Raw genomic sequence first — 13,115 nt, 5'->3', positions numbered from 1 at the left:
ATCCGGGGCGGCCGAGGCCCCGGGTATGGTCGTGGGCGGCACCCACGCCACAGTGCCCGACCCACCCACCGATCCGCGACCCCGCCGGCCAAGGCCCACGGCATGCCCAGGCGCTCATCGGCAACCGGCCACGAATCCCGACGCGTCTCAGCGCCCGCCCGACGCCCCCTGCTGGCGCAGTGCCGCCACCCGGCGGTACAGCTCGACGGCCTCGGCGCCGCGGCCGAGTTGTTCCAGGCAGTGGGCCTCGTCGTTGCGGCTGGCGAGGGTGTCGGGGTGGCCGGGGCCGAGGACGCGTTCGCGGGCGGTGGCCACGCGGCGGTACTCGGTCAGGGCGTCGGACCAGCGGCCCAGCCAGCCGAGGCCGACGGCGACCTCGCGGCGGCTGACCAGGGTGTCGGGGTGGTCGGGGCCGAGGACGCGTTCGCGGATGGCGCAGACGTCGCGCGACTCGGCGAGGGCCTCCTCCCAGCGGCCGAGGCGGCCGAGGTTGACGCCGAGGCCGTGGCGGGCGCGCAGGGTCTCGGGGTGGGTGGGGCCCTGGACGCGGGTGCGGTCCTCGATCAGGTCGCGGTAGAGGGTGAGGGCCTCGGCGCTGCGGCCGAGGCGGCCGAGGCTGATGCCGACCTCGTAGCGGGCGGCGAGCGTGTCGGCGTGGTCGGGGCCGAGGGCCCGGGCGCGGGCCTCGGCGACCTCGCGGTAGGTCTGCAGGGCCTCCGGCCAGCGGCCCAACTGGCCGAGGGCGTAGGCGACCTCGTAGCGGGTGACGAGGGTGTCGGGGTGCTCGGGGCCCAGCACGCGGGCGCGGGCGGCGGCCACGTCGCAGGCCATGCGGTACGAGTCCTCCAGGCGTCCGAGGCGGGAGAGGTTGAAGGCGAGGTTGTGGCGGCAGCGCAGGGTGTCGGGGTGGTCGGGGCCCATGCCGTGCTCCCGGGCGGCGAGCACGGAGGTGTACACCTGGTGGGCGTCGAAGTGGCGGCCCAACTGGCCCAGCACGTAGGCCATTTCCTGACGGGCGGCGAGGGTGTCGGGATGGTCGGCGCCCAGGGCGTGGGTTCTCGCGGCGGCCACGAACTTGTACTCCTGCAGAGCGTCGGCGGCGCGGCCGGTGCGGCTGAGGGTGAAGGCGACCTCGTAGCGGCTGGCGAGGGTGTCGGGGTGGTCGGGGCCGAGCAGATGGGCCCGTTCGGCGGCGACCGCGCGGTGCACCTCGCCGGCCTCCGCCCAGCGGCCGAGGCGTCCCAGGCTGAGCCCGGCGTTGTGCCGTCCGGCGAGAGCGGCGAGGGCCCGCGTGGAGGGGGCGGGAGGTCGGTCCGGAGCGGGGTCCTCGCTCCGTCCGTCCGCGAGCCGCGGAATCCATTCGCCGGTGAGGCCCGCCCCGGCGTCCGGAGGCGTGGTGCCTAGGCCGGTGCCGGTGGCCTTGTGGCCGGTGGTCATGCCGCGTGTCCACGAGGGCAGGCGAGGTTCACGGGAGGGGATCTGCTCCGGCGGTCGGAGCACCGGCTGTGGGGTCACGACGGTCGGTACGTACGCCGGTGTCGTGCGGCCCGCGGTGATACGGCGGCCCAGCTCCCGTGCGTCGTGCGGGCGTTGCTCGGGGAGTTTGGCCAGCAGGTCCAGGATGATCTTCTCGAGGTATTCGGGGAGCTCGGCCCGCCGGCTGCGCGGCGGCCGGGGCGGGGTGTCGCGGTGGCCGACGAGGATCGCCCAGGCGTCGTCGAGGTCGAACGGCGGGGCTCCGGTGGCGATCTCGTACAGGACACAGCCCAGCGAGTACAGGTCGCTGCGCTGGTCGACCTCCGAGCCGCCGATCTGCTCCGGCGACATGTAGTGCGGGGTGCCCATCGCGATGCCGGTACCGGTGAGGCGCGAGGTGAAGCCGATGTCGTGGCCGAGGCGGGCGATGCCGAAGTCGCAGATCTTCACCGTGCCGTCAGCCAGCCGCATGATGTTGGCGGGCTTCAGGTCGCGGTGCACGATGCCCTGCTGGTGGGTGTAGGCGAGGGCGGAGGCGACCTGGTCGGCGATCTCGACGATGTCGCCGACCGGCAGCGGGTGGTGCTTGTTGTCCTCGAGGAGCTGGGAGAGGTTGCGGCCCTCCAGGAGTTCCATCACCAGGTAGAGGATGCCGTCGGACTCGCCGAAGTCGTGCACGACGGTGATCCCGCGGTGCTGGAGGGCGGCAGCCACGCGGGCCTCGCGGCGAAAGCGTTCCCTGAGGACCCGGGTGAAGGACTGGTCGTGGTGCGGACCGAGGGGCTTGAGGCACTTGACGGCGACATGCCGGCCGAGGGACTCGTCGCGCGATCGCCACACCTCGCCCATGCCGCCTCGCCCGATCAGGTCGAGCAGCCGGTACCGGCCCTGGATCAGCCTGCTGTCCCCCATCTGCTGCGATCGCCCCCGTAACTTTTCGTCCCGGCCACCCCTGGCTCGTCCAGTATGGCGAGCTATCGTCCGAGTTTGTACGGTGCCGGGCGGGAGCCGGGGCCGAGCCGTGACATGGCCCGCAGGATGTGTTTGGGCGGGAGTTGCCAGCGCAGACGTGCGGGAATGCAGCGAAGCAGGGTGCCTGTGGCACGCAGTTGCAGGGTGACGGTGTCGGGTTTCGGGGCGGGTCGGCCGTACAGCTCGTGGGCGTACGGCGGCAGGGCGGCGTACGCCAGCCGGGCCACGCGCCGCCACAGCACCTCGCGCGCGGGGACGAGGAGGGGGTGTGTCGGCGGGCGGAGCAGGAAGTCGTCCACTTCGCGTGCCTCGGGTCCGACGGCGAGTTCGGGCCGCACCTTCTCGAAGTAGGCGGCCAACTCCTCCTGGTCGGCCGGTACGGCGTCGGGGTCGAGGCCCACCAGGCGGGCGCCGGCGCGCTGTTCGCCGATGTAGCGGTCGGCCTGCGCGTCGGTGAGCGGGAAGCCGGAGCGGCGCGCGACCTGCAGATAGGAGTCGATCTCGGCGCAGTGCACCCACAGCAGCAGCTCGGGTTCGTCGACGCCGTACCGCTCCCCCGTGTCCGGGTCGGTCGCCGACAGCATGGTGTGGATCTTCCGGACGCGGGCGCCGGCCCGCTCGGCGGCCTCGGTGGTGCCGTAGGTGATGGTGCCGACGAAGTTGGCGGTGCGCATCAGCCGGCCCCATGCGTCCTTGCGGAACTCGGAGTTCTGCATGACACCGCGCACCGCCCGGGGATGCAGCGCCTGAAGGTAGAGCGCGCGGACTCCGGCGACCCACATCATCGGGTCGCCGTGCAGCTGCCAGGTCACCGAGGACGGTCCGAAGAGCCCGGGGTCACCTGCCTGGATCTCCGTCACCCTTGCAGGCTAACGCCGCACCCTCGGCATCCCCAGACCGATCCACGAGATGATCTCCCGCTGGATCTCGTTGTTGCCGCCGCCGAAGGTGAAGATCACGGCGGAGCGGTAGCCGCGCTCCAGTTCGCCGTGGAGGACCGCGCCGGCGGAGCCCTCCTTCAGCGCGCCCGCCGCGCCGACGATCTCCATCAGCCAGGCGTAGGCGTCCCGGCGCGCCTCGGAGCCGTAGACCTTGACCGCGGAGGCGTCCTGGGGGGTCAGTGTGCCGTTCTGGACGGCGTGCACCATGCGCCAGTTGAGGAGCTTCATCGCATCCAGCCTGGTGTGGGTCTGGGCGAGGCGGCGGCGTACCCAGGGCAGGTCGATGACGCGGCGGCCGTCGGCGAGCTTGGTCTCCATGGCCCAGCGCTGGACGTCCTGCAGGGCGCGGATCGCCATGGTGCCGTGGGCGGCGAGGGTGACGCGCTCGTGGTTGAGCTGGTTGGTGATCAGGCGCCAGCCCTGGTTCTCGGCGCCGACCCGGCGGGAGACGGGGACGCGGATGTTCTCGTAGTAGCTGGCCGTGGTGTCGTGCGAGGCGAGGGTGTTGATGACGGTGCAGGAGTAGCCGGGGTCACTGGTGGGGACGAGGAGCATGGTGATGCCCTTGTGGGGCGGGGCGTCGGGGTCGGTGCGGGTCGCCAGCCACACCCAGTCCGCGGTGTCGCCGTTGGTGGTCCAGATCTTCTGCCCGTTGACGATGTACTCGTCGCCCTCGCGCACCGCGCGCGTCTTCAGGGACGCGAGATCCGTGCCCGCGTCGGGCTCGCTGTAGCCGATCGCGAAGTCGATCTCGCCGGCGAGGATCTTGGGCAGGAAGTACGCCTTCTGCTCGTCCGTGCCGAACTGCATGATCGTCGGTCCGACAGTGTTCAGCGCCATCAGCGGCAGAGGTACGCCGGCCTGGGCGGCCTCGTCGAAGAAGATGAACTGCTCCATCGCGGTCAGCCCGCGCCCGCCGTACTCCTTCGGCCAGCCCACGCCGAGCCAGCCGTCCGCGCCGAGGCGCCGGATGGTCTCGCGGTAGAAGCGCTTCTGGGCGGCCGGGTCGCCGTGCCGCGCGTAGGCGTTGTCCGGCACCAACTCGGCGAAGTACGAGCGCAGTTCGATGCGCAGCCGCTGCTGCTCGGGCGTGTATTCGAGGTGCACGGCGCCTCCAGGCTTCCCAGGCCGGTCCTGACGGCGCACACCGTAGAACGTGTTCCAGAAATTGGGAATGGCGAGGGAGAGGGAAAGGGCCCCCGGTCGTCGACCGGGGGCCCTGTGCCGATTGAGCCGGTGGAACCGGTCAGTGGGCGACGGGAGTTGCCCGGGTGGCGCCGTTCGCCCGCGCCGGCTTCGGGGCGAGCGTCCGCTCCGCCAGCACCCCGAAGACCAGCCCGAAGGAGGTCCACAGGGTCAACTGGACGGCCAGGGCCGCCAGTCGGAACTGCCAGAGCAGGGTGGCGGAGAAGTCCTTGGGGACCTCGTTGAAGGACGGCAGGAACGCGTACGCGAGCCCGATGGCGAGGACCAGGAACGCGCCCGCGGCGAGCGTCGCGTTCCAGTTGCCCAGGCGGGGCGCGAGGCGCTTGCCCAGGATGACCGCGGCGACGGCCAGCAGCACGCTGAGCACCACCATCAGGAAGTACAGCGTGGTGCGTGTGCCGATGGTGTCGGGGTCTCCGACGGACGGCGGGTTGGCCGGGTACTTCAGGAACGGCACGACGTACACGGTGATCAAACCGGCGGCCGCCAGGAGCAGCGCGCTCGCGCGCGGCCCGAAGCGGCCGATGCGGCCGAGCGCGAAGCAGTACGCGAGGGCGGCGATGCCGCCGAACGCGACGCCGTAGACCAGCACACCGGTGGACAGGCCCGCGGTGGACTGCATCGTGCGGCTGACGGCTTCCACGCCGTGCTCGTGGGAGTGCGCCTCCTCGTAGGCGATGGCCGCGTCGACGCGCGGTTCACCGAGGAAGTAGGCGACGACGAGGGCGAGCAGGCCCGCGGCCAGTCCCGCGAGCATGCCGCGCACCAGGAGGTTGCGGACGGTTGCCGAGTTCATGGGCGGCTGTGCTTTCTCGCCGCCCTCAGTGGCAGGGGAAGCCGAGCAGGTGGCGGGCGTCGTGCACCCACTCGTGGACGTTGTCCCCGCTCATCACGGAGGTGGCGCCCTGCTCGGCGCCGACGAAGTAGAGCAGAACCAGCATCAGGATGCCGAAGAAGACCGCCCAGGGGACGATCGCGCCGATCGGCAGCTTCGCCGGTACGGCGGTGGGGGTGGTGGTCGGCTGAGCGACAGACTGCGCCATGGCAGGCCCTCCTGGGGAACTCGCGTCCCGTCTCGGTGGTGCACACGACGACGGGGCGGGTCTGACTCGCCCGGCACACACCCTGGGTGCGTGCCCGGCATACAGTGGCGCGACCGTGCCGGACTTCCACCGGCTTCCGCTGTGCCGTCGTCAATATCCACGAGAAGGTACCGCGAAGCAGAGACGGGGCCAAGGGCGCATGGAACAGCCGTGAGCGCCCCTGGTGAGCCGTTCTCGCCGCCCGATCACGGTCAGTTCAAGGATTTCGAAGCGATGTCGAGCGCGGGAGTGGACACATGACGAGCCGAGTGATCTTGATCTCAACTGCGATCACCGCGTCCCTCCGGGAGGCCCGCTTCGACCACGACTGCCCGCTGGACGCCTCCGGGCTGCGCCAGGCACGGGCTGCCGCCGGCATGCTTCCGGCGGCGGAACGGGTCTGGGTCTCCCCCACCGTGCGCTGCCGCGAGACCGCGGCCGCCCTCGGCCTCGACGCCGTGGAGGCGCCGGAGTTGGCGGCACTGGACGCGGGCCGCTGGCGCGGGGCGACGCTGGCCGAGGTGAGTGAGCGCGAGCCGGAGGCGCTGGCCCGCTGGCTGTCGGACCCCGCCGCCGTGCCGCACGGCGGGGAGTCGGTGGCGGCGCTGTGCGACCGGGTGGCGGTGTGGCTGGAGACGGTCGCGCAGACGCCGGGCCGCACTCTCGCCGTGGTCGAGCCCGAGGCCGTACGGGCCGCGGTGGTCCGGGCCCTCGGGGCGCCGGAGTCGGCGTTCTGGCGCGCGGATGTGCCGCCGCTGACGGGCGTCGAGCTCAGCGGCAGGTCCGGGCGCTGGAACGTGCGCCTCGGGCAGCCGGTCGGCGCGTCGCTGTGAGGCTCAGTTCAGGGTGGCGAGGAATTCCGTGCACGCCTCGGCGCACTGCCGGCAGGCCTTCGCGCCGTCCTCGGCACCCGGCAGCCGGTCGAAGGCATGCGCGCACTCCAGGCACACGGTGCGGCACCACTCCACCTGGATGCGGATGGCGGCCTCGTCCAGGCGGTTCTGCTCGGACAGCACACGGCAGGTCGCGTCGCACACCTCCGCACACATGATGCCCTTGCGTCGTACGAGTTCCTGCTCCTCCGTGCCGTCCGGGTCCACGAGACTTGCGCGCAGCGCACACGCGCGTGCGCACTCGGTGCACGCCTGCGCACAGGCGAAGCGGTCCTCCAGGAAGCGGAAGAGCTCCTGCTGGGTCGTCGAAGTCACACCTGGCGGGTTGCCCCCGCCGATCGCCTCAAACACGAGGTGTACGAGGTCCGGCCGGGCCGGTTCGGTTGGCACCGGGTCCCCTGGGTACCCGCGAGCCCATGAGCACCTCATGGATGGACATCGCCGCAGGCCGCGGCGCACTCGGAATCGGCCTGGTCGTCGTGGGGGTGGCGGTCGTGGCCCTGCTGATCGGTGCCTTCTTCCTGGGCGCCCGCATCCGCCGCCGCGAACCCGCTCCGCCACGCCCGGAGGATCAGCCGCAGCTGCCGGACGACGGCCCGGTCCGCGAGGTACAGGAGAACCGCGAGCCCGCCGAGATCCCCCACACCGAGCATCGGCTGACCCCGCACGAGCTGCCCGGTCACGGCAATACGCCGAGCAGGACGAGTGCGTCGCAGAAGCGCATGCGCTGGAGCGAGGGCAACAGCGGGGCGTTCGGAAGCGGCGGGCCGGGCACCCGCTGACCGACAGCCCTAGGCCCGGCGAAGATCGTCGTCGACCAGGGCGGCGATGTGGGCGGTGACCGTGTCGAGGATGTCGGCCCAGGCCGACTCCTCGCCGAGGACGAGGTAGTTGAGCGTCAGCCCGTCGGTCATGGCGGCCAGATAGCGGGCCAGCACCGAGGCGGGGACGGCGAGCCGGAGGCCCATGGAGCGGCGCAACCCGTCGATGAGTTCGGTGTAGGCGGCGCCGTACAGCTCGTACTGCCGTCGCGCCAGGTGCTCGAAACCCGGCTCGCGCAGGGCGTACTGGGTGAGTTCGTAGGTGAGCATGTGCTCGTCGGGGTGGGCGCGCACATGGTCCCAGTACGCCTGGAAGCCGGCCCGGACGGTCTCCACGAGCGTGGCCCTGGGCCGCAGGGCCTGCTTCACCACGGTCACCGAGTGGTCGGTGAGGGTGGTGATGACGGCCTCGACCAGGGCCTGCTTGGAGTCGAAGCAGTAGTGGAAGACACTCAGGGACACGCCCGCCTCGGCGGCGATGGACCGGGTCGTCGTCCTGGCGACGCCGTCCCGGGCCATCGCCCTGATCGCCGCTTCCGTCAGCTGTCTGCGCCGCTCGGCCGACGGCATGCGTGCCATGTGCGTCCTCGGGGGTGGTGAGGGACCTCAGGCGCTGTGGACGCCCACTTCGTACAGGGAGTAGCCCCAGTCGGTGCCGCGCTGCAGGCCGTGGATGCGGACGTAGCGGGCCGGGGTGCCGCTGAAGCGGGCGGTGTCCAGGCCGCCGTCGCCGGACGTGGTGGACCAGACGGTCTGCCAGTCGGTGCCGTCGGTGGACAGTTCGATGCGGTACGACTTGCCGTAGGCGCGCTCCCAGGCCAGCGTGACCCGGCCGACCCGGTGGGTTGCGCCGAGGTCCGCCTGCCACCACTGGTCGTCGCTCCAGTCGCTGGCCCAGCGGGTGCCGTCGTCACCGTCGACGGCCCGGCCCGGCTGGTAGCTGGTGAACGGGTTCCACTCGGACGAGCTGGCGGTGGCCGCCGCGCCCTGGGCGAGGTCGACCGATGCCTGGTGCTGCTCGGTCGCTCCCCAGGTGTCGAGGTAGGACTCGGCGCCCCGCATCAGGTCGTTCACCACGCCCTGGCCGCCGTTGAGGCGGATGTCCTCGATCCAGTCGGGGATCAGGCCGACGTGGGCTGCGCCGTCGGTGTTGAAGTCGAAGGTGCGCTCACCGGTGGTCTGCCGGTCGATGACCGAGCCGCCGTCGGCGCTCCTGAAGGGGTAGGCGACCTTGTTCGGGGCGTCGGCGCCGCGCGGGGCCGGGTGGTCGCCGATGCCGTTGAAGTCGGTGCCGTAGCCGTAGCCCACGTGGTACTTGTCGCGCAGTGCCTTGGTGCGGGCGGCCTCCGCGACGAAACCCTGGGAGCCGTGCATGTACTGGGCGACGAAGCCGCCGAGGGAGTAGACGCGCTCGGTCCAGTTCAGGTCCATCCAGCTGTGCGAGGAGAGCACGCCGGGGTAGGACGCGGACTCGAAGATGTCCAGGGCCTGACCGACCGCCTTGACGCCCATGTGGTCGATCTCCAGCATCATCTTGCGTTTCATCATGCCGCGCACGGCGTAGGCGCCGAGGTCGGTGAGGCCGCGCTTGTTGCACTGGGCGTCGGAGTCGTACGAGGGGACGTCCACGCCCGCCGGCAGGTCCTTCTCCGCGGCGGAGGAGGCGGTCCCGATGGGGTTGTCGTGCTGGGGGCCGGTGCACTTCTCGGTCTGCCAGAAGGTGCCGGTGGACAGGAACTGCCCGACGTTGATGGCCGTGCCGAGGCCGCCCGAGTCGAAACGGACTCCGCACAGCGCGTTGTCGAACTTGTGGCACAGGAACATCGAGCGCACGCCCAGCGAGTACAGCTCGTCGAGGCCCTTGTCGATGTCGGCCTTGCTGCACTGCGGGATGTCGAGGATCTGCTTGCAGCCGAACGGCTCGGAGGTCTCCACACCCAGGACGACGGCCAGCTTGCCCTGCCTGATCACCTCACGGGCCTGTGCGCTGTCGGTGACGATGCGGAACCAGCCCTTGCCGGGGCCGCCGTACATCTTGTCGATGTAGTCCTGGAGTTGGTACGTCAGCTTCGCCTGCAGCCGGATGGAGGTCATCTCGTCGCAGCCGCGGTCCTTGAAGGGGTAGACGGAGCAGATCATGCCGTTGGTGACGAGGTCGTTGACCAGCACCCGCTGCCCGCCGCGCCAGGCCCGCTCCAGCCAGGCGTAGTAGTTCGCCTGATGGGTCATCGAGTCGTACGCCGGCCAGTCCTTGAAGGTGGGCCAGCCGACCGGGTCGTGCCTTCCGTCGCCGCCGTGGGTGATGTAGTCGAAGACCGCGAGGGTGCCGTCGGGGTAGTGCTCGGGACAGTCCTTGAGCGCGTCGGTGACCCCGGCCTCGGAGAACACCTTTCCGCAGATCAGCCGGCCTCCGAAGGCCTCGTTGGAGAACAGGTGGTTGTGCGCGTCGACGAATCCGCGGACCTCGCCCGCGGAATCGGTGCCGGTGAACGGCTCACCGGTGACATCGATCTGGGCGTCCGGAGCCGGCGGCGAGGTCGGGGTCCACCAGTCGTTTCCGGCCGCGGAACTCGGCGTGGGGCCGAAGGTCAGGGCCAGGAGGAAGAGAAGCAGCGACACCACGGTGACGTTCTTGCGTCTGCGGTACGAGCGTCGAGTCGGCGTCACGGCCCACGTCCCTCGGTCGGCGGGATCGCGCGGTTGACCAACCCATGAGGTTGTCATGACCAGCGCAATATATGGGTCGAGGATCGGGGCGGGCACCTTCCGAGTCAAGGGTCCGGGACGCTTGACCTGATGGCGCGCACCCGGCACGGGCGGGATGTCCCCGCTCCGAGGCCCAGGCGTCGAGCCGGCGGCTGCTGGTGCCGGCGGGCTCGCCTGCAGGTGCGTCGACGGACCGCCGTCGCACATGATGGAAAGGGAGCCGAACGGCGCTCGGAGTTCACGTCCGCGGAGGTGAGCGAAGCCATGAAGGTGGGAGTGCTGACGGGCGGCGGTGACTGTCCCGGTCTCAACGCCGTGATCCGCAGCGTCGTCCGCAAGGGCGTCCAGGAGTACGGCTTCGACTTCGTCGGTCTGCGCGACGGCTGGCGCGGTGCGCTGCGGGGCAACGTCGTGCCACTGGGCATCCAGGAAGTGCGCGGGATTCTTCCCCGTGGCGGCACCATCCTCGGCTCCTCCCGCACCAACCCGTTCAAGCACGAGGACGGGGTGAAGCGCATCCGGGACACGCTCGCCGCACACGAGGTGGACGCGCTCGTCGTGATCGGCGGCGAGGACACGCTCGGTGTGGCCACCGAGCTGAGCCGTCAGGGGATTCGTCTGGTGGGAGTGCCGAAGACCATCGACAACGACGTGTCCGGCACCGACTGCACCTTCGGCTTCGACACGGCCGTGGGGATCGCGACGGAGGCGATCGACCGTCTGCACACCACTGCCGAGTCGCACATGCGAACGCTGGTGGTGGAGGTGATGGGCCGCCACTCCGGGTGGATCGCGCTGCGGGCCGGTGTCGCGGGCGGGGCCAACGTGATCCTCGTTCCGGAGCGGCCGTTCGACATCGACCAGGTCTGTGCGTGGGTGAAGAGCCGGTTCAAGATCAATTACGCGCCGATCGTCGTGGCGGCCGAGGGGGCGGTCCCCAAAGAGGGCCAGATGATCCTCAAGGACCGGACGCTGGACGAGTTCGGCCATGTCCGGCTGTCGGGCATCGGCGAATGGCTCGCCCAGGAGATCGAGCGGCGCACGGGCACGGATGCCCGCACCACGGTCCTCGGTCACATCCAGCGCGGCGGCACCCCGAGCGCCTTCGACCGCTGGCTGGCCACGCGCTTCGGGCTGCACGCCGTCGACGCCGTCAACGACGGTGACTTCGGGATGATGGTGGCCCTGCGTGGCACCGAGATCATCCGCATTCCCCTCGCCGAGGCCACCGCGCACACCAAGCTGGTGGATCCGTCGCTGTATGACGAGTTCCAGGTGTTCTTCGGCTGAGCTCCGGGCTGCCATGGCACGGCTTCGACGTTCCACCCGCCCTGCACCCGGAGGTCGGGTATCGGGCCGCGAGGTCGAAGACAACCCGCTGGAGCATGCACTCACCCAGATCGTGCAGTGTCTGCACGGCCGGAGCCGGGACCGCATCGTCCGCGAGCGCCGGAGAGGCATGCGCGAGACGCGGAGGAACGCCGGGCAGCGCAGCTTCCCGCGCGGCCCGGTCGGCGGCGACCGGCCGCGTTCGGACCCGTCGATGCCCATCAGCGCAGGGAGACTCATCGCGTTCTCCCCTGGATGCACGCCGTTCCGCCAGGTGTCGGCTGCCGATCAGTTGTTGTCCGCCACCGGACAGGCGCAGTGGTGCGGCACCGGCGTGGACTCAGGCCCCGCCCGCCGCCTCGTCGTCGTCGACGGGAACGCCCAGTCGGTCTGCCACCGTGGTGAGGGCCGCTCCGAGCGGTAGGTCGACCCTGGTGACGGCGTGCCGGTCGCCACGCGTCACGTCCCGGTTGATGATGAGCACCGGTTTCCCCGCCTGCGCGGCCTGGCGGACGAACCGCAGTCCGGACATCACCGTCAGCGAGGATCCGAGGACGAGCAGTGAGTCCGCCGCGTGGACGAGGTCGCGGCACTGCTCGACCCGGTGGCTCGCCACCGCCTCGCCGAAGAACACCACGTCCGGCTTGAGGATCCCGCCGCAGAGTGCGCAGGGCACCACCTGGAAGTCTCCGACCTGGTCGTCGGTGAGGTCGGCGTCACCATCGGGGTTCATACCGGCGGCGACCGGCGAGAAAGCGGGATTGGCCTCCTCCAGTCGTCGGGCGAGCTCCGTGCGTGCGACGAGAACGCCGCACCCGAGGCAGACCACCCGGTCGAGCCCGCCGTGGAGTTCGACGACGCCCTCGCTGCCGGCGGCCTGGTGCAGCCCGTCCACGTTCTGGGTGATCACGCCGGAGAGCAACGCCTGCCGCCCGAACGCGGCCACCGCCCGGTGCCCGGCGTTCGGCCGCGCCCGGCCGAAGGCCCGCCAGCCGAGGTGACTGCGTGCCCAGTACCGCCGCCGCGCGTGCGCGCTCTCGGTGAAGTCCTGGTAGAGCATCGGGGTGTGCCGGCTCAGGCTGCCGCCCTCACCCCGGTAGTCGGGGATGCCCGACTCGGTCGAGATGCCCGCCCCGCTGAGCACCAGCACCCGGCCGGCCGCCAGCGCGTCGACGACCGGCCGCAGGTCCGTCGTACTCGGCGGCAGGTCCTCGGTGGGGGTCCAGCTCAGGGTGGGGCGCATGCGCATGGCGCCAGGGTACGAAACCCGCCGACCGAAGCGGCGACGCCAACGCCTTCTGGTCGACCACGGGAAGGCGGGCGGTAATCCGCTGCCGGTGCCCAAGGGCCGCACCGGTGTCAGCCGTCCGCAGCCCGGGGCGACGTCGGCGGCGCCCGCCGCGGCCAGGGCGCCCGTCGGCGCCGACTGCCCGCGTGTGTCCCCCTCGGCGGGAGGCCGGATGGTCAACGCGCCCCGTCGTCGACTTACACGGTGACCGGGGTGCCCGCGGTGCTGCTCGGGTCGACCCGTGTCAGACCGGCGTGCGTGTTCCCGTCGGCGGCCGTCCAGCGGACGGTTCCCCAGACCGTGGCACCGTCGTCGGTCGACACGTTCGAGGTGCTGTCCGCGCCGGGGGTTCGGCCGACACGGCGTGCACGGCGGCGCGTCGTGCGGCCAGGCTGTGCTGC

The 13,115-nt window shown here is 71.3% G+C and carries 13 protein-coding genes and 1 riboswitch; of the genes, 3 read left to right on the top strand and 10 right to left on the bottom strand.

All coding sequences use genetic code 11. From position 1 onward, the window contains the following. Nucleotides 1-147: 147 nt before the first annotated feature. The 5 genes from ACIBW9_RS11385 to ACIBW9_RS11365 all read right to left on the bottom strand — a co-directional run bounded on the left by ACIBW9_RS11385 (nt 148) and on the right by ACIBW9_RS11365 (nt 5,638). Nucleotides 148-2,388: a tetratricopeptide repeat protein gene (locus ACIBW9_RS11385; protein ID WP_398953598.1), complete on the bottom strand. Its 2,241-nt coding sequence runs from the start codon at nt 2,386-2,388 to the stop codon at nt 148-150. A gap of 62 nt (nt 2,389-2,450) precedes the next feature. Next, nucleotides 2,451-3,299: an oxygenase MpaB family protein gene (locus ACIBW9_RS11380; protein ID WP_398953994.1), complete on the bottom strand. Its 849-nt coding sequence runs from the start codon at nt 3,297-3,299 to the stop codon at nt 2,451-2,453. Nucleotides 3,300-3,317: 18 nt separating this feature from the next. Continuing rightward, the gene (locus ACIBW9_RS11375) at nt 3,318-4,496 is read right to left on the bottom strand and encodes an acyl-CoA dehydrogenase family protein (RefSeq protein ID WP_398953596.1); all 1,179 of its coding nucleotides are present in this window, start codon (nt 4,494-4,496) and stop codon (nt 3,318-3,320) included. Between the two features lie 139 nt (nt 4,497-4,635). Continuing rightward, nucleotides 4,636-5,391, bottom strand: a complete 756-nt coding sequence (locus ACIBW9_RS11370; RefSeq protein WP_398953594.1) for a CbtA family protein — start codon at nt 5,389-5,391, stop codon at nt 4,636-4,638. A 25-nt stretch (nt 5,392-5,416) separates the two neighbouring features. Beyond that, entirely contained in the window at nt 5,417-5,638 is a 222-nt protein-coding gene (locus ACIBW9_RS11365; RefSeq protein WP_398953592.1) for a CbtB-domain containing protein, read from the bottom strand. A 36-nt stretch (nt 5,639-5,674) separates the two neighbouring features. Next, a riboswitch (cobalamin riboswitch) is annotated at nt 5,675-5,828 on the bottom strand. Between the two features lie 106 nt (nt 5,829-5,934). Between ACIBW9_RS11365 and ACIBW9_RS11360 the strand changes: the two genes are divergently transcribed. Beyond that, the gene (locus ACIBW9_RS11360) at nt 5,935-6,510 is read left to right on the top strand and encodes a histidine phosphatase family protein (RefSeq protein WP_398953590.1); all 576 of its coding nucleotides are present in this window, start codon (nt 5,935-5,937) and stop codon (nt 6,508-6,510) included. A 3-nt stretch (nt 6,511-6,513) separates the two neighbouring features. On the opposite strand, the gene ACIBW9_RS11355 is transcribed toward ACIBW9_RS11360, so the two are convergent. Continuing rightward, complete coding sequence (locus ACIBW9_RS11355) at nt 6,514-6,885, bottom strand: ferredoxin (RefSeq protein ID WP_398953588.1); 372 nt, start codon at nt 6,883-6,885, stop codon at nt 6,514-6,516. 101 nt (nt 6,886-6,986) lie between these two features. Between ACIBW9_RS11355 and ACIBW9_RS11350 the strand changes: the two genes are divergently transcribed. Beyond that, nucleotides 6,987-7,352, top strand: a complete 366-nt coding sequence (locus ACIBW9_RS11350) for a DUF6479 family protein (protein ID WP_398953586.1) — start codon at nt 6,987-6,989, stop codon at nt 7,350-7,352. A 9-nt stretch (nt 7,353-7,361) separates the two neighbouring features. On the opposite strand, the gene ACIBW9_RS11345 is transcribed toward ACIBW9_RS11350, so the two are convergent. Continuing rightward, entirely contained in the window at nt 7,362-7,970 is a 609-nt protein-coding gene (locus tag ACIBW9_RS11345) for a TetR/AcrR family transcriptional regulator (protein WP_398953584.1), read from the bottom strand. Between the two features lie 27 nt (nt 7,971-7,997). After that, nucleotides 7,998-10,058 (bottom strand): discoidin domain-containing protein, encoded by a 2,061-nt coding sequence (locus ACIBW9_RS11340; RefSeq protein WP_398953583.1) that lies wholly within the window; start codon nt 10,056-10,058, stop codon nt 7,998-8,000. Between the two features lie 303 nt (nt 10,059-10,361). Between ACIBW9_RS11340 and ACIBW9_RS11335 the strand changes: the two genes are divergently transcribed. Continuing rightward, nucleotides 10,362-11,387: a 6-phosphofructokinase gene (locus ACIBW9_RS11335; RefSeq protein WP_398953581.1), complete on the top strand. Its 1,026-nt coding sequence runs from the start codon at nt 10,362-10,364 to the stop codon at nt 11,385-11,387. Nucleotides 11,388-11,766: 379 nt separating this feature from the next. Here the strand turns inward: ACIBW9_RS11335 and ACIBW9_RS11330 are convergent, their stop codons facing one another. Beyond that, a complete protein-coding gene (locus ACIBW9_RS11330; protein WP_398953579.1) occupies nt 11,767-12,675 on the bottom strand; it encodes an NAD-dependent protein deacetylase in 909 nt (302 codons plus the stop codon). A gap of 236 nt (nt 12,676-12,911) precedes the next feature. Then, nucleotides 12,912-13,037 carry a hypothetical protein gene (locus ACIBW9_RS11325; RefSeq protein ID WP_398953577.1) on the bottom strand — a complete coding sequence of 42 codons (126 nt, stop codon included), beginning with the start codon at nt 13,035-13,037 and terminating at the stop codon, nt 12,912-12,914. Between the last annotated feature and the right edge of the window lie 78 nt (nt 13,038-13,115).

Origin of the sequence: Streptomyces sp. NPDC049541, from assembly GCF_044465725.1 — a bacterium.
GTDB lineage: Bacteria > Actinomycetota > Actinomycetes > Streptomycetales > Streptomycetaceae > Streptomyces.
Note: the sequence above shows the minus strand (reverse complement) of the source record. Positions and strands in the feature narration are given on the sequence as shown.